Source organism: Streptomyces sp. NPDC034111, from assembly GCF_055575375.1.
On the sequence record NZ_JBVIST010000007.1, the window covers coordinates 281,435 to 302,471 of the forward strand.

20 protein-coding genes are annotated in these 21,037 nt (G+C 71.7%); 9 read left to right on the forward strand and 11 right to left on the reverse strand.

Going from position 1 to position 21,037, the window contains the following annotated elements; all coding sequences use genetic code 11:
- Nucleotides 1-219: 219 nt before the first annotated feature.
- From ACZ55A_RS19540 to mce, 5 genes are all read right to left on the reverse strand, one after another.
- Entirely contained in the window at nt 220-996 is a 777-nt protein-coding gene (locus tag ACZ55A_RS19540) for an ABC transporter permease (protein ID WP_468841389.1), read from the reverse strand.
- 3 nt (nt 997-999) lie between these two features.
- Nucleotides 1,000-2,007 (reverse strand): ABC transporter ATP-binding protein, encoded by a 1,008-nt coding sequence (locus ACZ55A_RS19545; RefSeq protein ID WP_468841391.1) that lies wholly within the window; start codon nt 2,005-2,007, stop codon nt 1,000-1,002.
- A gap of 169 nt (nt 2,008-2,176) precedes the next feature.
- Nucleotides 2,177-3,115, reverse strand: coding sequence for a cellulose-binding protein (locus tag ACZ55A_RS19550; protein ID WP_468841393.1), 939 nt, complete (start codon nt 3,113-3,115; stop codon nt 2,177-2,179).
- 113 nt (nt 3,116-3,228) lie between these two features.
- Nucleotides 3,229-7,479: a polarized growth protein Scy gene (gene scy, locus ACZ55A_RS19555; protein ID WP_468841395.1), complete on the reverse strand. Its 4,251-nt coding sequence runs from the start codon at nt 7,477-7,479 to the stop codon at nt 3,229-3,231.
- 208 nt (nt 7,480-7,687) lie between these two features.
- Entirely contained in the window at nt 7,688-8,128 is a 441-nt protein-coding gene (gene mce / locus ACZ55A_RS19560; protein ID WP_468841397.1) for a methylmalonyl-CoA epimerase, read from the reverse strand.
- 138 nt (nt 8,129-8,266) lie between these two features.
- Between mce and ACZ55A_RS19565 the strand changes: the two genes are divergently transcribed.
- Entirely contained in the window at nt 8,267-9,478 is a 1,212-nt protein-coding gene (locus ACZ55A_RS19565; protein ID WP_468841399.1) for an acetyl-CoA C-acetyltransferase, read from the forward strand.
- A 53-nt stretch (nt 9,479-9,531) separates the two neighbouring features.
- Nucleotides 9,532-10,491 (forward strand): methylmalonyl Co-A mutase-associated GTPase MeaB, encoded by a 960-nt coding sequence (meaB, locus tag ACZ55A_RS19570; protein WP_468841401.1) that lies wholly within the window; start codon nt 9,532-9,534, stop codon nt 10,489-10,491.
- Between the two features lie 60 nt (nt 10,492-10,551).
- Here meaB and ACZ55A_RS19575 read toward each other — a convergent pair whose 3' ends face one another.
- Nucleotides 10,552-11,193, reverse strand: a complete 642-nt coding sequence (locus ACZ55A_RS19575) for a PepSY domain-containing protein (protein WP_468841403.1) — start codon at nt 11,191-11,193, stop codon at nt 10,552-10,554.
- Between the two features lie 130 nt (nt 11,194-11,323).
- On the opposite strand from ACZ55A_RS19575, the gene ACZ55A_RS19580 reads away from it, so the two are divergent.
- Both ACZ55A_RS19580 and ACZ55A_RS19585 read left to right on the forward strand, forming a co-directional pair.
- Nucleotides 11,324-11,986 (forward strand): response regulator transcription factor, encoded by a 663-nt coding sequence (locus tag ACZ55A_RS19580; protein ID WP_468841405.1) that lies wholly within the window; start codon nt 11,324-11,326, stop codon nt 11,984-11,986.
- Nucleotides 11,987-12,035: 49 nt separating this feature from the next.
- A complete protein-coding gene (locus tag ACZ55A_RS19585) occupies nt 12,036-13,478 on the forward strand; it encodes a sensor histidine kinase (protein WP_468841583.1) in 1,443 nt (480 codons plus the stop codon).
- 39 nt (nt 13,479-13,517) lie between these two features.
- On the opposite strand, the gene ACZ55A_RS19590 is transcribed toward ACZ55A_RS19585, so the two are convergent.
- From ACZ55A_RS19590 to ACZ55A_RS19605, 4 genes are all read right to left on the reverse strand, one after another.
- Complete coding sequence (locus ACZ55A_RS19590; protein WP_468841406.1) at nt 13,518-13,994, reverse strand: MarR family winged helix-turn-helix transcriptional regulator; 477 nt, start codon at nt 13,992-13,994, stop codon at nt 13,518-13,520.
- A 128-nt stretch (nt 13,995-14,122) separates the two neighbouring features.
- Nucleotides 14,123-14,896, reverse strand: a complete 774-nt coding sequence (locus ACZ55A_RS19595; protein WP_468841407.1) for an AIM24 family protein — start codon at nt 14,894-14,896, stop codon at nt 14,123-14,125.
- Nucleotides 14,893-15,543 (reverse strand): AIM24 family protein, encoded by a 651-nt coding sequence (locus ACZ55A_RS19600; protein WP_468841408.1) that lies wholly within the window; start codon nt 15,541-15,543, stop codon nt 14,893-14,895. Before ACZ55A_RS19600 ends, ACZ55A_RS19595 begins: the two co-directional genes overlap by 4 nt.
- On the reverse strand, nt 15,543-16,181 hold the full coding sequence (locus ACZ55A_RS19605; RefSeq protein ID WP_468841409.1) for an AIM24 family protein: 639 nt from the start codon (nt 16,179-16,181) through the stop codon (nt 15,543-15,545). Before ACZ55A_RS19605 ends, ACZ55A_RS19600 begins: the two co-directional genes overlap by 1 nt.
- A 297-nt stretch (nt 16,182-16,478) precedes the next feature.
- Between ACZ55A_RS19605 and ACZ55A_RS19610 the strand changes: the two genes are divergently transcribed.
- Together ACZ55A_RS19610 and ACZ55A_RS19615 are read left to right on the forward strand one after the other, a co-directional pair.
- Entirely contained in the window at nt 16,479-16,829 is a 351-nt protein-coding gene (locus ACZ55A_RS19610; RefSeq protein ID WP_468841411.1) for a DUF3817 domain-containing protein, read from the forward strand.
- Nucleotides 16,826-17,122: an MTH1187 family thiamine-binding protein gene (locus ACZ55A_RS19615; protein WP_468841413.1), complete on the forward strand. Its 297-nt coding sequence runs from the start codon at nt 16,826-16,828 to the stop codon at nt 17,120-17,122. Before ACZ55A_RS19610 ends, ACZ55A_RS19615 begins: the two co-directional genes overlap by 4 nt.
- Before the next feature lie 459 nt (nt 17,123-17,581).
- On the opposite strand, the gene ACZ55A_RS19620 is transcribed toward ACZ55A_RS19615, so the two are convergent.
- Nucleotides 17,582-18,568 (reverse strand): ArsR/SmtB family transcription factor, encoded by a 987-nt coding sequence (locus ACZ55A_RS19620; RefSeq protein WP_468841415.1) that lies wholly within the window; start codon nt 18,566-18,568, stop codon nt 17,582-17,584.
- Between the two features lie 72 nt (nt 18,569-18,640).
- On the opposite strand from ACZ55A_RS19620, the gene ACZ55A_RS19625 reads away from it, so the two are divergent.
- From ACZ55A_RS19625 to ACZ55A_RS19635, 3 genes are all read left to right on the forward strand, one after another.
- A complete protein-coding gene (locus ACZ55A_RS19625; RefSeq protein WP_468841416.1) occupies nt 18,641-19,975 on the forward strand; it encodes an MFS transporter in 1,335 nt (444 codons plus the stop codon).
- 32 nt (nt 19,976-20,007) lie between these two features.
- Nucleotides 20,008-20,517: a MarR family winged helix-turn-helix transcriptional regulator gene (locus ACZ55A_RS19630; RefSeq protein ID WP_468841418.1), complete on the forward strand. Its 510-nt coding sequence runs from the start codon at nt 20,008-20,010 to the stop codon at nt 20,515-20,517.
- A gap of 106 nt (nt 20,518-20,623) precedes the next feature.
- A complete protein-coding gene (locus tag ACZ55A_RS19635; protein ID WP_468841420.1) occupies nt 20,624-20,956 on the forward strand; it encodes a DUF3817 domain-containing protein in 333 nt (110 codons plus the stop codon).
- Nucleotides 20,957-21,037: the final 81 nt, after the last annotated feature.

Here is a 21,037-nt window from a genome sequence, read left to right on the forward strand (position 1 = left end):
CCCACTTACGGGCACCCCCACCGGTCTTCCTTCCTCCCACCCACGGGAGGGGACGGGCCGGAGGGGCAGGGTTTCCGGACGTAAAGCGAAGCAGTCCGGAAACCCTGCCCCGGAGGACCGTCACCGCACCCGACAAACCCACGCCCGCCGCAGGCGCAACGTCGAGACACCACCACGGCGGGACAGCCGAAAACGTGGGAAGCCAGCCAAGCGCAGCGCCTACGCGTCCCTCCGCTTAAGGAGGACGTAGCCTCCGATCAACGCCGCCACCGTCCAAGCGATCATGATCGCCAGCCCTCCCCACGGGCCGTACGGGAGGTCCTCGCCGGCCCGGGGAACCACCTGCATGATCTTCGAGCCGGCCTGGTCCGGGAGATAGCGGCCGACCTTCCGCGTGGCGGACACGTTTCCGAGGATGTTGGAGATCAGGAAGAAGAACGGCATCAGGATGCCCAGCGAGAGCATCGGGCTGCGCAGCATCGTGGCGACCGCCATCGAGAACAGCGCGATCAGGGTCATATAGAGGCCGCCGCCGATCACCGCGCGCAGTACGCCCGGGTCGCCGAGGTGGGCGCGGAGGTTCTCGCCCAGCGCCGTCTGGCCGGCGAAGAACGCCGCGAAGCTGGTCGCCAGGCCGACCACGAACACCAGCGCGGTGGCCACCGTCAGCTTGCAGAAGAGCAAGGTGCCGCGCTGCGGTACGGCCGCGAGCGAGGCGCGGATCATGCCGGTGCTGTACTCGTTCGAGACCACCAGCACACCGAAGACGATCATCGCGAGCTGACCCAGGCCCATGCCGGCGAAGCTCACATTGGTGGGGTCGAACGACAGCCGGTCCCGGGGCGGCATCGAGGAGAAGTCGTTGCTGGCCAGCATGCAGAGCAGCACGCCCAGCACCACGGTGACCACGACCGCGATGCCCAGGGTCCACACCGTCGACCGCACTGACCTGATCTTGGTCCACTCCGACCGGAGGACCTGTCCGACCGCCGCCATCCGTCAGCTCCTCTTCTTCTGCCAGTCCGCGCCCCAGCCGGCCGGCTGCGGTTCCCCCGTAAGGGGTGTGTCCGGCGGGAGGCCGGCCTGCGCCGGTACCGGATCGCCGTCGTGTGCGTGGTACTCCACCGAACCGGCCGTCAGCCGCATGAACGCCTCTTCCAGGGACGCCTGCTGGGGGCTCAGCTCGTGCAGGGCCAGCTGGTGGGCGGCGGCCAGTTCGCCGAGCCGGTCGGCGGGCACCCCGTCGATCTCCAGCGAGCCGTTGCCGACCGCCACCGCATGGATCCCCTCGCGCTGAAGCACATCGAGCAGCTTCTCCTGCTCGGGGGAGCGCATCCGGACGTAGGACCGGGAGTTCTGGTGGATGAAGTCCTTCATCGATGTGTCGGCCATCAGCCGGCCCTGCCCGATCACCACCAGATGGTCGGCGGTCAGCGCCATCTCGCTCATCAGGTGGGAGGAGACGAAGACCGTACGGCCCTGGGCCGCGAGGTTCTTCATCAGATTGCGGATCCAGTGGATGCCCTCGGGGTCGAGGCCGTTGACCGGTTCGTCGAAGAGCAGCACCTGCGGATCGCCGAGCAGCGCCGCCGCGATACCGAGCCGCTGGCTCATACCGAGTGAGAAACCCTTGGCGTGTTTCTTCGCGACCGAGGACAGCCCCACCATTTCGAGCACCTCGCCGACCCGGCTGCGCGGGATGCCGTTGCTCTGTGCCAGGCACAGCAGATGGTTGGCGGCGCTGCGGCCCCCGTGCACCGCCTTGGCCTCCAGCAGCGCGCCGATGTACGTCAGCGGATCCTGGAGCTGCCGGTAGTGCTTGCCGTCGATCCGGACCGTCCCCGATGTCGGGTTGTCCAGGTCGAGCATCATCCGCATGGTCGTCGACTTGCCCGCACCGTTGGGGCCGAGGAAGCCGGTGACGATACCGGGCCGCACCGTGAAGGTGAGGTGGTCCACGGCGACCTTGTCGCCGTAGTGCTTGGTCAGCCCCTCGAGATCGATCATGTACTGCACGCTAGGTGCGCCCGGTGGCGCCTGCCACCGGGGCGGGGCCGCCCGGCTGACCCCGGATACGGCAGCGCCCCCGTACCGCCGGCGGTGGCGGTGACGGGGGCGCGGTCGTACGGAGGCGAAACCTTCCTGGGGGCACCTCCCAGCGTTGGCTGGGGGAGGTTCAGCGGCTCTGCTGGGCCGGGACGCCGCGGGAGATGGTCTCCTCGTCGCCGGGGGCGCCCGCCGCGGCCACCGCCGCGCCGGTCAGCGTCGCCAGCATCTCGCGGACGTTGGTCAGCTGCGCGTTGATCGAGTCGCGGCGGTTGGTCAGCGCCGCCAGCTCGCGCTCGGATTCGCTGCGGATACGGTCCGCCTTGGCGTTGGCGTCCGCCACGATGTCCTCGGCCTGGCGCTGCGCGGTCTCCACCGTCTGGCGGGCCCGGCGCTCGGCGTCCGTACGCAGCTTCTCGGCCTCCAGGCGGAGCTGCTCGGCGCGGTGCTCGATCTCCGCGAGCCGCTTCTCGGCCTTGGCCTGACGCGAGGCCAGGTCGCGCTCGGACTGCTCACGGCGCTTGGCGAGGTTGGTCTCGAAGTCGGCGGCGGCCTGGGCGGCCTTGGCACGGGTCTCCTCGAAGAGGGAGTCCGCCTCCTCGCGCTTGGACTGCGCGTCCTTCTGCGCCTCGGCCCGCAGCGAGGACGCCTCGCCCTTGGCCTTCTCGACGACCCGGGCGGCGTCGTCCTCCGCCTTCGCCTTGCGCTCGGCGGCGAACGCCTCCGCGTCGTTACGGACCTGCTGGGCGGCCGACTCGGCCAGCTCGCGGTGCTGCTCGGCGGCCCGGCGGGCCTCCTCGCGCAGGTCCTTGGCCTCCTCCTCGGCGAGACGGAGGATCTTCTCCACGCGCGCACCGAGGCCCGCGTAGGACGGTTCGGCGTCATTGACCTGCGCCTGGGCGTTCTGCGTCTCGAGGTGCAGCTCCTCGATCCGCTTTTCCAGCGACGTGATGCGGGCCAGCGCGCTGTCGCGGTCGGCGACGAGCTTCGTGATGCGGTCGTCCACCTGACCGCGGTCGTACCCACGCCGCACGAGCTCGAAGCCGAAGGGGGAGGAAGTGTCGCTCATGGGGTTCCTGTCGAAGAGACCGGTGAGGTGATAAGGAGAATCCTAGGGGTCACAACGGCGTGTCATCGAGTCATTGCCGGTTTGATCTGGAGAATGACCCCTCATTTGAGTGGCTACCCTTCAGACTGCTTGCCACTCGAACGAGTTGCACCTGCCCCAGCGGCCGCTTTGACCCCATTGCCCTTCTCTCCGCCGCCCCCGCCGGGTGCCTCGAACGACTCCAGGGCTTCCAGAACGTCCTGAACACGGGAGATTTCGGCGTTGATGTCCTCGCGCCGGCGCACCAGGACCTCCAGCTCCCGCTTGCCCTCGTCCACGATCCGGGTGGCCTCCGCCGTGGCCTCGTTGCGCATCCGCTCCGCGTCGCGCACCGCCGCGGCCTTCTTGTTCTCGGCCTCCTTGATCAGGCCCTCGGCCTTCTTCACCGCCGCGATCCGGACCTTGCTCGCCTCGCTGTTCGCGTCCGCCATCATCTGGTCGGCCTTCTCCTCGGCCTCCACCTGCTGGGCGGTGGCCTGCGCGATGAGCTTGTCGACCCGCTCGCCGGCGTTCTTCATCGCCTCCGCCGACTCCCGGCGGGCCCGCTCGTGCAGCTCCTCGACCTCGGACTCGATCCGCTGGCGCAGCTCCTCGGCGCGCTCCCGGATGCCGGTGGCGTCGCGCCGGGCCTCCTCCAGCAGCGTGTTCGCGTCGGTACGGGACTTCTCCACCCGGGCGTTGCCGTCGGCGGTCGCCTCGGTGACGATCCGGTCGGCCTCCTTGCGGGCCGCCGCGACCATCGTGTCGGCCTGCTCCTCGGCGGCGGTGGCCGCCTTGAGCGCCTCCTCCTGGGCCTTGGCGACGAGCTGGTCGGCCTGCTCGGCGGCGTCCCCGCGGCGCTTGGCGGCGTCCTTACGGGCCTCGTCGAGCAGCCGGTCCGCCTCCTGCTGGGCCTCGCTGCGGGTCTGCTCGGCCGCGGCCTCGGCGTCCTCCTTGATCTTCGCGGACTCGCTGCGGGTGCGGGTGGCGTGCTCCTGCGCGGCGGTGACCGTCTCGGCCGCCTCGGCCCGCAGCCGGTCCGCCTCCGCGGTGGCCTGCGCGAGCATCCGGTCCGCCTGCTCGCGGGCGTCGGCCCGGGTGCGGTCGGCGTCCCGCTCGGCGTCCGCGGTGGTCTCCGCCGCCTCCGTACGCAGCCGCTCCGCCTCGGTCGCGGCCTCCGACATCAGCTGGTCGGCCTGCTCCGCGGCGTCCGAACGCGTCTTGTTGGCCGCCTCGCGCGCCTGGTCGCCGGTGCGCTCCGCCTCCGTACGGGCCTTCTCCAGCACCTCGGCGGCCTCGGTCCGCAGCCGCTCGGCGGTCTCGGTCGCCTCCGCCACCAGGGAGCGGGCCTGCTGCTCGCCCTCGGTGCGCAGCCGCTCGGCGGCCTCCCGGCCCTCGGCGACCGTACGGTCCGCGTCGTCCTGCGCCGAAGACGTCAGCTCGGTCGCCTCGGTGACGATCCGTTCGGCTTCGGTCCGCGCCTCGGCCAGCAGCCGGTCCGCCTGCTCCGCGGCGTCCGAACGCATCCGGTTCGCGTCGTCGCGCGCCTCCGCACGGGCCCGCGCCGCGTCCTGCTCGCCCGACGCCAGTGCGTTGGAGGCGTCGGTCCGCAGCTGCTGCGCCTTCGCCGTGGCGTCCGCGACCAGCTTTTCGGCCTGCGCCGTCGCCTCCGACACCAGCCGGTCGGCCTGCTCGGCGGCCTCCGTACGCGCCGTATGCGCGTCCCGGCGCGCCTCGTCGACCACCCCGGCCGCCTCGGTGCGCAGCCGCTCGGCCTCCTCGATGGCCTCGGAAACCGCCCGCTCCGCGAGGGACTTCGCGGCCTCGGTCGCCTCCTGCGCCTCCTGCCGCATCCGCGCCGCGTCCTCCGAGGCGCGCTCCCGCTCGTCGTAGGCGTCCTTGCGGACCCGGTCGGCCTCTTCCTGGGCCTCCGCCTTGGTGCGCTCCGCGGCGTGCTCGGCCGCCGACCGCAGCCCGGCGATCTCCTCACCGGCCTGCTCGTGCAGCCCCGCGACGGAATCCCGCACCTGCTGCGCGGTCTGCTCGGCCGCCGCCACCAGCTCGCCGGCCCGCCGGTCCGCCTCCTCGACCAGCCGCTCGGCCTCCGTCTGCGCCTCGCTCACCCGGTTACGGGCCGAGGCCAGCAGCTCCTCGCTCTGCTCGCGGGCCGCGGTGCGCTCCTGGTGGGCCTCCTCGCGGGCCTCGCCCAGCAGTTGCTCGGCCTCCCGGCGCCGCCGCGCGGCCTCCTCCTGGGCCTCGGCCAGCGCCTGCGCCGCCTCGGTACCCGTACGCTCCGCGGCGGCCGCCGCCTCCGCGCGCACCCGGTCCGCGGTCTCCTGCGCCTCCGACTTCAGCCGCTCCGCCTCGGCCGCCGCCTCGCTGCGCAGCCGTACGGCCACCGACTCGCTCTCGGAGCGCGCCGCCGAGGCGTCCGCGGCGGCCTCCGCGCGCAGCCGCTCGGCCTCCTCCTCGGCCTCCTGCTGGAGCGTCCGGCGCCGCTCGGCGGCCTCCGCCTTGAGGCGGGCCGCCTCCTCCTGGGTCTCCCTGCGCAGCCGCTCGGCCTCCGCGCGGGCCTCGCGCAGCGACTCCTCGGCGGCGGTGACCTTGTCCTCCGCCTCGCTGCGCAGCCGGTCCAGCTCCGCCTGCGCCTCGGCGCGCCGCTCCTCGGCGGCCTCCTCGGCCTCCGCGCGCAGCTTGGCCGCGGCCTTCTCGGCCTCGGTGGTGACCAGCTCGGCGGCCTCGGCGCCCTCGGTCAGCAGCTGTTCGGCCTCCGCACGGGCCCGCTCCAGCGCGTCCTCGGCCTGCCGGCGCAGCGCCGTGGCGCGCTCGATGGCCTCGGTCCGTACCCGCTCGCTCTCCGAGACGGCACCCGAACGGGTCTCCTCGGCGTCCGACTTGGCCTTGGACAGCAGCTCCTCGGCGGTACCGGCCGCCTCCTCGATCTGCTGGACCGCCTCCCGGCGGGCCTCGCTGCGGATCCGCTCGCCCTCGGCGACCGCGTCCGCCCGCAGCTGCTCGGCCTCCCCGCGCAGCCGCCGCGCCTCCTCCTGGAGCTCGACGGTCTTGGCGCGGTACTCCTTGGTGTCGTCCTTCGCGGCGCCCTTGAGCTGGGCCGCGGTGTCATGCGCCTCCTCGCGCAGCCGGTCCGCCTCGGACTCGGCCTCGCTGCGCAGCCGTTCGGCCTCCTCGGTGGCCGCCTTGATGGTGGCCTTGGCGTCCTCCGACGCCTTGGTCAGCACCTCCTCGGCGGACCGCGCGGCCTTCGCCAGCTGTGCCGCGGAGTCCTCCGCCACCTTCGAGCGCGCGGCCTCCTGCGCCTCGGCGACCAGCCGCTCCGCCTCCGTGCGGGCGTCGGCGCGCAGTTGCTCGGCCTCGGCCTTGACCGCCTCGGCCTCCTTGGTGGCCTCGGCCACCAGCCGGGCGACCTCCGCCTTGGCCGTACGGGTGCGCTGCTCGTTCTCCGACTCGGCGGCCGACAGCCGCTTGCCGGCGCTCTGCTGTGCCTCCTCCAGCAGCTTCTCGGCCTCGGCGCGCGCCTCGCGCAGCGCCGTGTCCGCCTCCTGGATCCGGGCCTCCGCGGCGCGGGTCAGCTCGGCGGCCTGCCGGCGGGCCTCCTCCGATTCGGAGCCGGCGCTGGTACGCAGCTGCTCGGCCTGATCGGTGGCCTCCTGGGCCTGGTTGGAGGCCGCGGTCAGCAGCCGCTCGGCGTCCGTACGCGCCCGGCGCAGGATGGATTCGGCTTCGGCGCGGGCCTCTTCCGCCGCCGTGCCCAGCCGTTCCCGGGCCTGGTCGGCCAGCCGCTGGGCCTCGGCCCGCGCGGACGCCAGCGCCTGCTCGGCCTCCGCCCGGGACTCCTCCATCAGCCGGCGGGCCTGCGACTCCGTACGGGCACGCAGCTGTTCGGCCCAGGCGACGTTCTCGTTGACATGCGATTCGACGGTCTGCCGGCGCTCGTTGAGCTCCTCGTCGAGGCGCTGGCGGCGGCTGACCGCCTCGGCGTGCAGCTCGGCCTCCAGCCGGGCCTGCCGCTCGGCCTGCTCCTGGAGCAGCCGCTGGGTCTGGGCCCGCGCCTCGCGCAGCTCGCGCTCGGCGTCCGAACGCAGTTGGTCCGCCTGGATCTGCGCATTGCGCAGCAGCTGTTCGGCCTGGTGACTGAGGTTGTCGTAGGCAGGGCGGGTCGCGAGGTTGCGGCGCGCCTCATGCAGCTTGGCGCGCAGCACCTCGACCTGGTAGCCGAGGTCGTCGGCGTGCTGGACGGCCTTGTCCCGCTCGGTCTTCAGCCGCTCCATCTCGGCTTCGAACTGCGAGAGGTGGTCGTCAGCCTCGTAGCGGTCGTTGCCCCGCACTGCGCGGTCCCATCCGTCCCCTGGTCATGGTGGCGGCCGGCTCCGGTCCTTGCAGCGGTCGTCCCGTACACGTCACGTCGTACGGACTCACGCCCATTGGAGCCGCCCCTTCCGAAGAAATGGTGTCAGATCATCGGCAGAGTATGGGCCGAGCCCCATTCCCGTACCCCGGCCGAAGCTGCACTCTACCGGCCGGGGAAGGTGAAGGTCAGTGGTCCGTCGCGGCAGGGGGCGCGGCGGTGACGAGTTCGGTGAGCACTCCGTGGCAGTCCTTGGGGTGCAGGAAGGTGATCCGGGAGCCCATCGAGCCCTTCCGCGGCTCGTCGTAGAGGACCCGTACGCCCTTTTCGCGGATGGCCTCGGAGTCACCGTCGACGTCCGCGGTGCCGAAGGCGATGTGGTGGACGCCCTCGCCGTTCTTGGCCAGCCACTTGCCCACCGCGGAGTCCTCGCGGGTCGGCTCCAGCAGCTGGAGGTACGAGGCGCCGCCGTCGGACGTCTCGTTGATCTTGAGCATGGCCTCCCGGACGCCCTGCTCCTCGTTGATCTCGGTGTGGAACACCTCGAAGCCATACGTGGCACGGTAGAACTCGACAGTCTTGTCGAGGTCGAAACAGGCGATCCCGATGTGGTCGATTCGCGTCAGCATGGCTCCAGTGCACCGCTCGCACGGCTGGTTACGCAACGTGCGCGCCGTCACACCTGCTTGCCGGTGACCCGGCGCCTACCGCTCAGTACATTGACCGGAACCCTCGTTAACTTCCCTGCAAAGGAAGGGCCGCATCGCATGTCTGAAACCAACGGCACGAACGGCACCACCTCAGTAATCGTGGCGGGCGCGCGCACCCCCATGGGCCGGCTCCTGGGGTCCCTGCGGACCTTCTCCGGCGCCGACCTGGGCGGGTTCGCCATCAAGGCGGCGCTGGACCGGGCGGGCATCGGCGGCGACCAGGTGCAGTACGTGATCATGGGCCAGGTGCTACAGGCCGGCGCAGGGCAGATCCCGGCACGCCAGGCCGCCGTCAAGGCCGGCATCCCCATGAACGTCCCCGCGCTGACCGTCAACAAGGTCTGTCTGTCGGGCCTCGACGCCATTGCGCTGGCCGACCAGCTGATCCGCGCCGGCGAGTTCGACGTGATCGTGGCCGGCGGCCAGGAGTCCATGTCCAACGCCCCGCACCTGCTCCCCAAGTCCCGTGAGGGCTTCAAGTACGGCGCCGTCGAGATGCTCGACGCGATGGCCCACGACGGCCTCACGGACTCCTTCGAGGGCATCGCCATGGGCGAGTCGACCGAGAAGCACAACACCCGGCTGGGAATCGCCCGTCCGGAGCAGGACGAGATCGCCGCGCGCTCCCACCAGCGGGCCGCCGTGGCCCAGAAGAACGGGCTCTTCGAGGCCGAGATCACCCCCGTGGAGATCCCGCAGCGCAAGGGCGACCCGGTCCTCTTCAGCAAGGACGAGGGCATCCGCGCGGAGACCACCGCCGAGTCGCTGGGCAAGCTGCGCCCGGCGTTCGCCAAGGACGGCACGATCACCGCCGGCACCTCCTCGCAGATCTCCGACGGCGCGGCCGCCGTGGTCGTGATGAGCAAGGCCAAGGCCCAGGCGCTGGGCCTGGAGTGGATCGCGGAGATCGGTGCGCACGGCAATGTCGCGGGCCCGGACAACTCGCTCCAGTCCCAGCCGTCCAACGCCATCAACCACGCGCTGGGCAAGGAGGGCCTGACCGTCCAGGATCTTGACCTGATCGAGATCAACGAGGCCTTCGCGGCCGTTGCGGTGCAGTCAATGAAGGACCTCGGGGTCTCGCCCGAAAAGGTGAATGTCAACGGCGGCGCGATTGCCCTGGGTCACCCGATCGGGATGTCCGGCGCCCGCATCGTGCTCCACCTCGCCCTGGAGCTGCGCCGGCGGGGCGGTGGCGTGGGTGCCGCCGCGCTGTGTGGTGGCGGCGGTCAGGGCGACGCGCTGATCATTCGCGTGCCGGGTAAGTAAGCGCGTACGGGCGGGCCGAACGCGGACGAGCGAGCCGAAGGAGACGGGCGGCAATGGTGGACGTTCCCCAGCTGGTGGAGCAGGCACGGCAGGGCCGGCCGAGGGCGGTGGCCCGGCTGATCTCCCTCGTGGAGGGGGCGGCGCCGGAGCTGCGCGAGGTGATGGCGGCGCTGGCGCCGCTCACCGGCAACGCCTATGTGGTCGGACTGACCGGCTCACCCGGTGTCGGGAAGTCCACCACCACCTCCGCCCTGGTGACGGCGTACCGCAAGACGGGCAAACGGGTCGGCGTGCTCGCCGTCGACCCGTCCTCGCCGTTCTCCGGCGGGGCGCTGCTCGGCGACCGGGTCCGGATGAGCGAGCACGCCTCCGATCCCGGCGTCTACATCCGCTCGATGGCCACCCGCGGCCATCTGGGCGGCCTGGCCTGGGCCGCGCCGCAGGCGATCCGGGTCCTGGACGGGGCCGGCTGTGAGGTGATCCTCGTCGAGACGGTCGGCGTCGGGCAGTCCGAGGTGGAGATCGCCTCCCAGGCCGACACCAGCGTGGTGCTGCTGGCGCCCGGTATGGGTGACGGGATCCAGGCGGCGAAGGCCGGGATCCTGGAGATCGGCGACGTCTATGTCGTCAACAAGGCCGACCGGGACGGGGCCGACGCCACCGCCCGGGAGCTCAATCACATGCTGGGCCTGGGCGAGTCCCGGTCGCCGGGCGACTGGCGGCCGCCGATCGTCAAGACGGTCGCGGCCCGCAGCGAGGGCGTGGACGAGGTCGTCGAGGCCCTGGAGAAGCACCGCGCCTGGATGGAGGAGCGCGGCGTCCTGGCTGAACGGCGCCGTGCGCGGGCCGCCCACGAGGTCGAGACGATCGCGGTCACCGCGCTGCGGGAGCGGATCGGTGACCTCGGCGGCGACCGCAGGCTCGATGCCCTGGCCGAGCGCATAGTGGCCGGTGAGACCGATCCGTACCGGGCGGCGGACGAACTGGTGGACGGGCTGACGAACGGCGGCTGACCGGGCCGCGAACGGGCGCGGGGGCCGCAGATGCGGCCCCCGGCAGGTGGTAACGGTGCGTCAGTCGTCGGCGCCGTCGTTGTCGTCGTCGTCCGCGTCGTGGGCAGGGGCGGCGGTCACCTTGCCGGTCTGCGGGTCCACCAGCAGCCGGTGTTCCCTGTGGTCCTTGGTGACCGTCTCGACCTCCCAGACGGCCTTGGCCCGGTGGTCGCCGTCCAGTTCGACGGAGGTCACGGTGCCGTGTGCGGCCGCGGCCTTGCGCGCGGCCGCCGCGGCGTCGGTCCGGGCGCTCTTGAGGGCGGCGCTCTCCCGGGCGTGATCGTCGTCGTCCCCCTGCTCGACGTGCTGGTTGATCACCCGCGCGGTGCCGGCGTCGAGGGTGATCTCGTGCCATGCGCCGTCCTTGCCCAGCACGTCCGCGTCCCAGACCAGCCCGGGCCGGTCCCGGTCGAGGTCGAGGCTGCTCACGGTGCCGGGGACGGCCTTCAGGGCGGCGGCCGCGGCCTCGGGAGCGGTCACCTGCGCGGCGGCGGCCTCGCGGCTGTCCTCGGTGTCCGGGCGGCCGTGGTCGTCCGTGTCCCGCGGCTGGACGGCGGACGGTCCGGTGTGGGAGCTGCCGCCGCCGACCGCGACGGCGGTGACCGTACCGCCGGCGACGAGGGCGGCCGCGGCCGCGGTGGCGATGACGAGGTGGCGCTTCATGGAATCTCCCCTTGGTCGGTTGTGCCAGCGCTGGGTGAACGCTGTGTTGCCACACTGGCCGGACGAAGCTGAAGGGGAGCTGAAGGCGGCTGAAGAGGCCTTCAGGTTCGGGGTGGCAGGGTGGGGGCCTATGAGGCTCCTGATCGTGGAGGACGAGAAGCGGCTGGCCCTGTCGCTGGCGAAGGGGCTGGCCGCCGAGGGGTATGCGGTCGATGTGGTGCACGACGGACGGGAGGGGCTGCACCGGGCGGGTGAGGGCAGTTACGACCTGATCGTGCTGGACATCATGCTGCCGGGCATGAACGGCTACCACGTCTGCGCGGCCCTGCGGGCGGCCGGCCATGAGGTACCGATCCTGATGCTGACCGCCAAGGACGGTGAGTACGACGAGGCCGAGGGGCTGGACACCGGCGCCGACGACTATCTGACCAAGCCGTTCTCGTATGTGGTGCTGGTGGCGCGGGTGAAGGCGCTGCTGCGGCGGCGCGGGAGCGGCGCCCGGCCGGTGCTGCGGGTGGGGCCGCTGGCCATCGACCAGGGCGCCCGGCGGGTCGAGCGGGACGGCGCCGAAGTGGCGCTGACCGCGAAGGAGTTCGCGGTGCTGGAGCAGCTGGCGGTGCGGGCGGGCGAGGTGGTCTCGAAGGCGGAGATCCTGGAGCACGTCTGGGACTTCGCGTACGAGGGCGACCTCAACATCATCGAGGTCTATGTGAGCGCGCTGCGGCGCAAGCTCGGCGCGGGCCACATCGTGACGGTGCGCGGCGCGGGGTACCGGCTGGTGCACGGTGGCTAGTACGAGGAAACAGCCACAGCCACAGCCACAGCCACAGCCACGCCTCCGCCTGCCGGGTTCCGTACGGGCCAGGGCGGCGGCCGGGGCGACCCTGGTGGTGGCGGTGGCCCTGCTCGCGGCGGGCACCGCGGTGCTGCTGGTGCTGAGCGCAAAACTTGAGGGCCAGGCCGGGCTGCGGGCGGAGGTCGCGGCGCGCGAGGTGGCCGCGCAGATCGCCACGGACACCGCGTACGACCGGCTCGATCTGCCGGACGACGACGATCACCCGGTGGTGGTCACCGATGAGGACGGCCGGGTGCTGGCGGCCGGCGAGGACGTACAGGCCGTGGACGGGAAGCCCGTGCGGGGTGCCGGTCCGGGGGCGGGGCGCGTCGGGACGCAGCCGCCGGCCGACGACGATGACGACGACGAGGACGAGGACGACGCGGCGGGCGGGCCCCGGCCCGGCGAGGTCGATGACGAGGTGCACGTCCGGGACGGGACCGCGCGGGTGGACGGCACGGTGGCCGATTACCGCTTCGCGGTGGTGGAGGCCAAGGACGGCCGGGGGGAGAAGGCCACCGTGCGGGCCGGTTCGGCGCTGGCGCCGGAGCGCGCGGCCGTCGGGTCGGTACGCGACGCGATGCTGGTCGGGCTGCCGCTGCTGCTGATGGTCGTGGCCGGGGTGACCTGGCTGGTGACCCGGCGGGCGCTGCGGCCGGTGGAGGGCATCCGGTCGGAGATGGCGTCGATCACGGCGAGTACGGACCTGTCGCGACGGGTGCCGGAGCCGGCGTCCCGGGACGAGATCGCCCGGCTGGCGCGGACCACCAACGAGACGCTGGCCGCGCTGGAGACGAGCGTCGAGCGGCAGCGGCGGTTCGTCGCGGACGCCTCGCACGAGCTGCGCAGCCCGATCGCGAGTCTGCGCACCCAGCTGGAGGTGGGGGTGGCGCACCCGGAACTGCTCGATGTGCCGGGCGCGGTGGCCGACACCGTACGGCTCCAGCGGCTGGCGGCCGATCTGCTGCTGCTGGCCCGGCTGGACGCGGGGGAGCGGCCCGCGGATGCCCGGGTGGGTCTGGCGGCGATGGTGCGCGAGGAGACCTCACAGCGGACCGGTGACCGGGTCCCGGTGCGGCGGGGGGAGCTGGCGGACCTGGAAGTGCTGGGGTCCCGGAGCCAGTTGGCGCGGGTGCTGGGCAATCTGCTGGACAACGCGCAGCGGCATGCGGTCTCGCGGGTGACGGTGGCCGTGGTGCGGGCGGGGGAGTGGGCGGTGCTGCGCGTCGAGGACGACGGGCCGGGGGTGCCGGAGGACCAGCGGGAGCGGATCTTCGAGCGGTTCGTACGGCTCGATGAGGCGCGGGCGCGGGACGACGGCGGGGCCGGGCTGGGGCTGGCCATCGCGCGGGACGTCGCGGTGCGGCACGGCGGCACGCTGGCCGTGCGCGAGGGTTCGGTCTTCGAACTGCGGCTTCCGGTCGCCGGCGCGGTGGAATCCACCGGCTGAGCGGACGCCGCGGCCCCGAGCGGGGCCGCGGGTCCTGGGTCAGAGGCCGCCGCGGTGCGAGCGGAGGTGTTCGGCGACGGGGGTGAGGGAGACCCGCAGCGCTTCGAGGTCCTCGGAGGAGAAGAGGTCGATGAAGTGCTTGCGGACCGAGGCGACATGGTGCGGGGCGACCCGGCGCATGGTGTCCCAGCCCTCCTCGGTCAGCACGGCGTACAGGCCACGACGGTCCGACTCGCAACTCTCGCGGCGCACCAGACCGGCGTTCTCCATCCGCGTGATCTGGTGGGAGAGACGGCTCTTGGACTGGAGCGTGCTGGCAGCCAGGTCGCTCATCCGGAGCCGGTGGTCCTCGGCCTCGGAGAGGTTGACCAGGATCTCGTAGTCGTTGTTCGTCAGGCCGAACGGCTGGAGATCGCGCTCGAGTTGGTGCATCAGCAGCCTGCTGACGTCCAGATGAGTGCGCCAGGCACGCTGCTCCTGGTCGGTCAGCCAGGGGGTGTCGCTGTCGGTCGTCATGGATGAATTCTACCCGTAAAAGTTGAATAATGAATTAATCGGGGCGTGAGGGTATTGAGGGCAGTGACGTCGTCCGGCCGGGGCCGGTGTTGGTCAGACGTTCGAGGTCACCGTCCGCAGACTACCGCTCACAGCCCGAAGCGACGCTGGAGGCTCCCCAGATTGCCGGGCAACTGGGGCAGTTGTGAGCCACTTTGCGGGACCTGTCCGCCCCCGCCCGGAACACCCGCCTCCGTCGGTACTGCACCGGTTTCCAGCTCCGGCATCAGCTGCTCCGTCGACTGCAACAGAACCGTGCCGGCTCCGACGAACTCGAATTGGTGCTCCTCGCCCGAGGCTCCGCCGATACCGGTGTGCGCCCGCAGCCCGCCCAGGAATCCCCGCAGGTACTGGTGGTCGTAGTGGTGGCACGGCGAGGGGCAGTCCGCCCAGCCGACGAGCGCCTGCGGGTCCACCCGGATCGGCGGCTCCATGAACACCACAGGACCGTTGGACGCGGCCACGAACTTGCCCGTGCCGATGAGGGTGAGGAAGCCCGGGATGATCGACTGCTTCAGCGACAGAGATGGCTGAAACGCGAGCAGGTTGCCCGAGCGAATGGTGAGGTTCCCTTCGTCGAGATCGAAGGAATTCACATCGAAGGCCCGGTCCGCGAGCAGCATCTTCCCCTGGCCCTCGGCGACGACCCAGTCGGATGCGTGCAGTGGCGAATGGAAACTTCCGGCGACCAGCCGGTCCAGCCGCCCGTGTCCGATGCCCTGGAAGTCGATCTGCCCGTAGTAGGCGATCATCTTCCCCTTCTGGAGGAACCACTGGCCGTTCAGATCCACGCTGAAGGCATAGGGGTTGACGTTGTCGTCGACGGGGAGCGCATGGACGTCGTGGATGACGGGACCGGTCACAGCTTCTCCTCCGACGCCTGTACATAGACGGTGCCCTGGCCCGACAGCTCCAGCTGGAAGGCCTCGCCCGAGCCGCGGCCGACCATGTCGCGCCAGCCGAGCGCGGTGGACAGTTTGTTGCGGACCTCGCCGCGGTGGGCGACATACGCCTGCGGGTCGACATGGACCGGGCGCTGCGGGGTGATCGGCAGCTCGATCACGCCGCCGTGAGCCATCACCGCGGCCGAGCCGACGCCCTTGAGGGTCGTGGTGAACAGGCCCTGGCCGGTGACCTGGCCGCGCACCATGCCCATCACCCCGCCCTGCGAGCCCATGAACATCGTGCCCTGCTGAAGCGACCCGTCGAAGGCCAGCAGCCGGTCGGCCTCGACGTACAGCGTCTCGCCCGTCAGGTCGACGACATGGACGTGGTGGCCGCCGTGCCCGAACATGACCGTGCCGGTGCCCTCCACCGTCATCAGGGGCGTGGCCTCACCGGCGATCCGGCGGCCGAGCATCGAGCCGACACCGCCCTGGCCGCCCTGGATGTTCGGGGTGAAGCTGACCTCGCCGCGGTAGGCGAGCATCGCCCCGCGCTGGCTGAACATCCGCTGGCCGGGGCCGATCCTGGCCTCCACCATGCGGGAGTTGAGCGCCGTGAACGGCATCAGACCTCACCACCCACGGTGTTGCGCTCGCTGGGCTGCACGTAGACCAGGCCCTCGCCCTCGAAGCGGATCTGGAAGGCCTCACCCGAGCCCTCCCCGATGAAGGTGCGGAAGTTCACTCCGGACTGGAAGTGCTGCTTGAGATCGCCGGTGTGCGCCACATAGGCGCCCGGGTCGACCTGGAGCGGGTACTGCTTGGTGACGCGCAGCACCAGCGCCTGCCCGTGCGAGGTGATCGCCGCCTGGCCGCTGCCCTCGACGGTCGTGGTGAACAGGCCGTTGCCCTGCGAGGCACCGCGCAGACCGGTGAAGGTCGTGCCGGTGCGCAGCGCGGCGTCCGTGCACAGCAGATTGCTGGCCTCCACGTACAGCTTCTCGCCCCGCAGCTGCACCAGATTGATCTCGCTGGCGCGGTCGGCGAAGTAGCAGGTGCCGTGGCCCTTCACCTCCATCACGGCCATCTGTTCGCCCGTCAGCCGCCGGGTCACCATGCCGCGCAGCCCCTCGCCGCCGCCGGACATCTTCTTGAACGTCATCTGGCCGTCGTACGCGACCATCGCACCGTTTTTCGCCTTGACGGCGTCGCCGGTCATGTCGACGGCGAGCACTTTGCTCCCCTGGAGCCGAAACTGAGCCACGGGTCAGACGGTAGTCGGCGCGGGCCGCGACGGGCAGGGCCTTCGGTCCTGACATCCCCCTGACATTGCCCTGAGATCTCCCCCACGCCGGCCCCGGACGGCCTCCCCCATGCCGTACCCCGCGCCCCTTGCCATGCTTTCCGACGTCCCCCCGGCGCAGTGCTCCCTGGAGCGGCTGTAACAATGGGGGGCGCTTGTGAACCCTTGCACAAGCATGCGCCCGCCCGTCGCCCGACCTCCACCCCCAGAAGACGGCGCTGCGCGCCGACCGCCCATCTGTACCCGAACGAGGTTGTTGTGGACATCAAGACCGCCGCCGCCCTGCACCGCCTGCGCCTGGCCTCCATCCCGGAGGCGATCTCCTTCCCCGCGCTGCTGATCTTCGGCACCGGCTTCCGTCTGGCCTTCGACTACGACGCCCTGGTGATGCCGCTCGGCCTGATCCACGGCCTGCTCTTCATCACGTACGTGGTGCTGCTGCTCGACGTGTGGAACCGCACCAAGTGGCCCTTCAAGCGCGTCGCGTTCTTCTTCGTGCTGGCGATCCTGCCGTTCGGCGGCCTCTACGGGGACCGGGTCCTCAAGCGCGAGGAGGAGGCCGGTGTGATCGCCGCGCGCGCCCGCAAGGAAGGTGTCGTGAACGCATGATCGTCGCCTTCTCCGTGAGCCCGCTGGGCGTGGGCGAGGACGTCGGCGAGTACGTCGCCGACGCGGTCCGGGTCGTGCGCGAATCGGGGCTGCCCAACCGTACGGACGCGATGTTCACCTCGATAGAAGGCGAATGGGACGAGGTCATGGACGTCGTCAAACGCGCCGTCGCGGCCGTCGAGGCACGCTCGGGACGCGTCTCGCTGGTCCTCAAGGCCGACATCCGGCCCGGCGTCAAGGACGGCCTGACGTCGAAGGTGGACACGGTCGAGAGGTATCTCTCCGAGGGTTAACCCCCACGTTTTTGTCCGTCCCGCCGTGGTGGTTTGTCGCCGTTGCGCCTGGCGGCGGGCCCGTCCGCTGCGCTTTGCCTCGGCCGATGTTCTGGCTTTCCCGCCGTTGCGCCTGCGGCGGGCTGTTGCCGCTGCGCGGGGCTGTTCGCTGCGGGTGCGCCCCTCCGGACTTCGTCCTGCGGTCCGCCCCCTCCCGTGGGTGGGTGGAAGAAGATTGGTGGGGGTGCACGCAGACCGTCATCAGCGCGCAGTGAGAAAGACCACGCCCGCCCCCACGAGAAATCCCCCCACTCACGGGAGGGGCCGCGCCGCAGGACGAAGTCCGGAGGAGCGGCACCGCACCCGACAACCCACGCCCGCCGCGTGGGGGTACCTCCCACGCCCTTCAGGCAGTGGGGGAGCAACGGCGACAAGCCACCACGGCGGGACAGCCGAAAACGTGGGAAGGCCAGCCAAGCGTCAGGCAGGCGCAGCCAACGCCATCCCCAGCGGCGTCCGTTCGTAGCGCACCTGGTGTCCGTGCCGGTGGGCGGTGAGCAGACCGGCGTCGCGCAGTACGGACAGATGTGCCGAGACCGATGACGGTGCCAGCCCGAGGCGGTGGGCCAGGGCGGTTGTCGTCGACGGGGCGTCCAGGGCGGTCAGGACCGCGGCGCGGTTCGCCCCGAGCAGTCGCGCCAGCGCCGGGCCGGTCTCCGGCTCGTGCCACAGGCCGCCGATGCCGCGCGCCGGGTAGATGACGGTCGGCTGCCAGGGCGGGTCGAAGCCGCTGACCACGTCCGGCCATACGAAGACGCTGGGCAGCAGCAGTACCCCGCGGCCGTCGAGCTTCTGCATCTGGACGAAGTCGATCCGGGTGCGGACCGTGAGGGTGTCGCCCTCCCAGGACACCAGCGGATGGAGATCGGCGAACAGCCGCTGGAGCCCGCCGCCGGCCAGCTGGGCCGACCGGTAGGTGATCTCGGCCTCCAGCAGCGCGCGCAGCCGCGGCCAGTCCGGGGCGAGCAGCGTCTGCCAGGCCCGCTCGGTGACGTCGGCCAGTTCACGGATCGCCGCGGCCGGATCCGCCAGTGCGGCCCGGCCCCGCTCCGACTCCAGCGCACCGGGCGTGCACGCCAGCGACTTGGCCATCTCGGCGCGGGCCAGGGCCGGGTCGGTGGCCCGCAGCCGCGCCAGCTCCTCGTCGAAATCGGCCAGTGGGCTCTCCGGCGGGCGGCCCAGGAAGTCCGGTGTGTAGCCGGGCGGCGGTGACGGCATGAACAGCCACAGCGGGGTCAGGTCCAGCCCGGCCAGTGTTCTGCGCATCCGGCGGAGCCAGGGCGTGTGGTAGCCGTGCCGGTCGGCGCGCCGCAGGGTCCGTACCGCCTCGTGGGTCTCGCACAGCGGCGAGACGGCGAAGCGGATACGGAGCAGATCGTCGGCGCCGAAGTGCAGATGCAGCGGCATACCGCGGCCCCCCAGGATTCGGCTGCAGCCGAAAGACTACGGCGCGCGGGCGGGGCCCGGCAGGCTGCCGTCATGTCCGCGACCACCGGGCCCGTACCGCCGGGCCGCACCCCCGCCTGCCCTGATGAGGACGGTGCCCGGGCCGAGGCCGGGCCGGGCCGCTCGCCCGGCTACCGGGCCGTCTTTGCCGTCCCCGAATTCCGGTACGTCTTCGCCGCCCATCTGCTCTCCTCCCTCGGCGTGGTCGTCTGTGAGCTCGCGCTGTCCGTGCTCGTCTTCCGCCGTACAAACTCGCCGCTGCTCAGCGCCCTGACCTTTGCGCTGGGCCTGCTGCCGTACGTGCTCGGCGGCACCGTGCTGTCGGCCGTCGCGGACCGCTACCCGGCCCGTCGGGTGCTGGTCGTCTGCGATGTGCTGTGTGCTCCGGCCGCCGCGGCCATGGTGCTGCCGGGTACGCCGGTCGCGGTGCTGCTGGCCCTGCGCTGTGTGATCGCCGCCATCGCGCCGGTCTTCGGCGGGACGCGGGCCGCGACGCTGGGCGACATCCTCGGCGAGGGTGAACGGTTCGTGCTGGGGCGTTCGGTGATCCGGATCGTCAACCAGGGCGCACAGCTGGCCGGGTTCGGGGCCGGCGGTCTGCTGCTGGTGGTGGCGTCCCCGGAGGCGGTGCTCGCGCTCACCGCCGGGACGTTCCTCTGCTCGGCGGTGCTGCTGCGGGTGGGGACGCGTCTCCGGCCGGCCCGCGACGGGGCCGGGGGAGCGGGCCGTAAGGCGCTGCTGGGCGCTTCGCTGGGCGGCGTACGGCGGCTGCTCGCCGACCGCCGGGTACGGGCGCTGCTGCTGCTCACCTGGCTGCCGCCGGCGTTCGTGGTCGTCCCGGAGGCGCTGCTGATCGCGTACGCGGGCCGGCTCGGCGTCGGCCCGGCAGGCGCGGGGCTGCTGATGTGCAGCATGCCCGTCGGCGCGATGGTGGCCGAAGGCCTGGTCGGCTCGTTCCTCGGCCCCAGGGCCCGCACCCGGCTCACCTTCCCCATGGGGGTGTTCGCCGTACTGCCGTCCCTCGGCTTCGCCGCGGAGCCCTCGCTCGGCTGGTCGGTGCTGCTGCTGGTGCTGACCGGCACCGGGATCTCGTACAACTTCGGCGTCGACCGCTGGTTCGTCGCCGCCGTCCCGGAGAAACTGCTGGGCCGGGCGATGACGCTGAGCCAGGCCGGCCGGATGACGGCCATGGGCCTGGCGATGGGCGCCGCCGGAGCGGCCGCGGAGCTGGCCCCCTTACGGGTGGTGATGCCGGCGGCGGGGGTGGCCGGCGCGGTCTGCGTCCTGGCGGTGATCGCCGAGGTACGGCGTACCGGGGGCGGTCCCGCGGGGCGTTCCCGGTGCGACCGAAAACTGAGACACGGCTGACCACAATATGACCGCCGGGTAGGGTCGGAAGCGTGTCGAAGCCGCTCAGCCTTGCTTTCGATCCCATCGCCCGCGCCGACGAACTGTGGCGGCAGCGATGGGGTGCCGTGCCGTCGATGGCCGCGATCACCTCGATCATGCGCGCCCATCAGATCCTGCTGTCCGAGGTGGACGCGGTGGTCAAGCCGTACGGGCTGACCTTCGCGCGCTATGAGGCGCTGGTGCTGCTGACCTTCTCCAAGGCCGGTGAGCTGCCGATGTCGAAGATCGGCGAGCGGCTGATGGTGCACCCCACCTCGGTCACCAACACCGTCGACCGGCTGGTGAAGTCCGGTCTGGTCGCCAAGCGGCCCAATCCGAACGACGGGCGCGGCACGCTCGCCTCGATCACGGACAAGGGGCGTGAGGTGTGTGACGCCGCGACCCGGGAGCTGATGGCGATGGACTTCGGGCTGGGGGCGTACGACACCGAGGAGTGCGCCGAGATCTTCGCGATGCTGCGGCCGCTGCGGCTGGCGGCGGGCGATTTCAAGGACGAGTAGCCGCGGGCCGGCCTGCCGGGACGGGGGTCCTGGCTTCCGGGACGGGGCCCGGTTTCCGCGGGGGCCGGTGAAGATCGCCCCGGAACGGGTGGTTACGCTCGGGGGCATGAAGCGAAGCGTCCTGACCCGCTACCGGGCGATGGCCTACATCACCGCCGTGATGCTGCTGGTGCTCTGCACGTGCATGATCTTCAAGTACGGCTTCGGGACGGGCAAGGACCTCACCCTCGTCGTCTCGCAGATCCACGGCGTGCTCTACATCATCTACCTGGTCTTCGCCTTCGACCTGGGCTCCAAGGCCAAGTGGCCGTTCGGCAAGCTGCTGTGGGTGTTGGTCTCCGGCACGATCCCCACGGCCGCGTTCTTCGTGGAGCGCAAGGTGGTGCGGGAGGTCGAGCCGCTGCTCACCGGTGACGCTCCGGAGCCGGTCAAGGCCTGACGCCCGGCACCTTCGCCGTCCCTTACGCGCCTGTCCTGCCCTTGGACAGGCGCGTTTGTGTTCTCCCCAGGCGCATGTAGC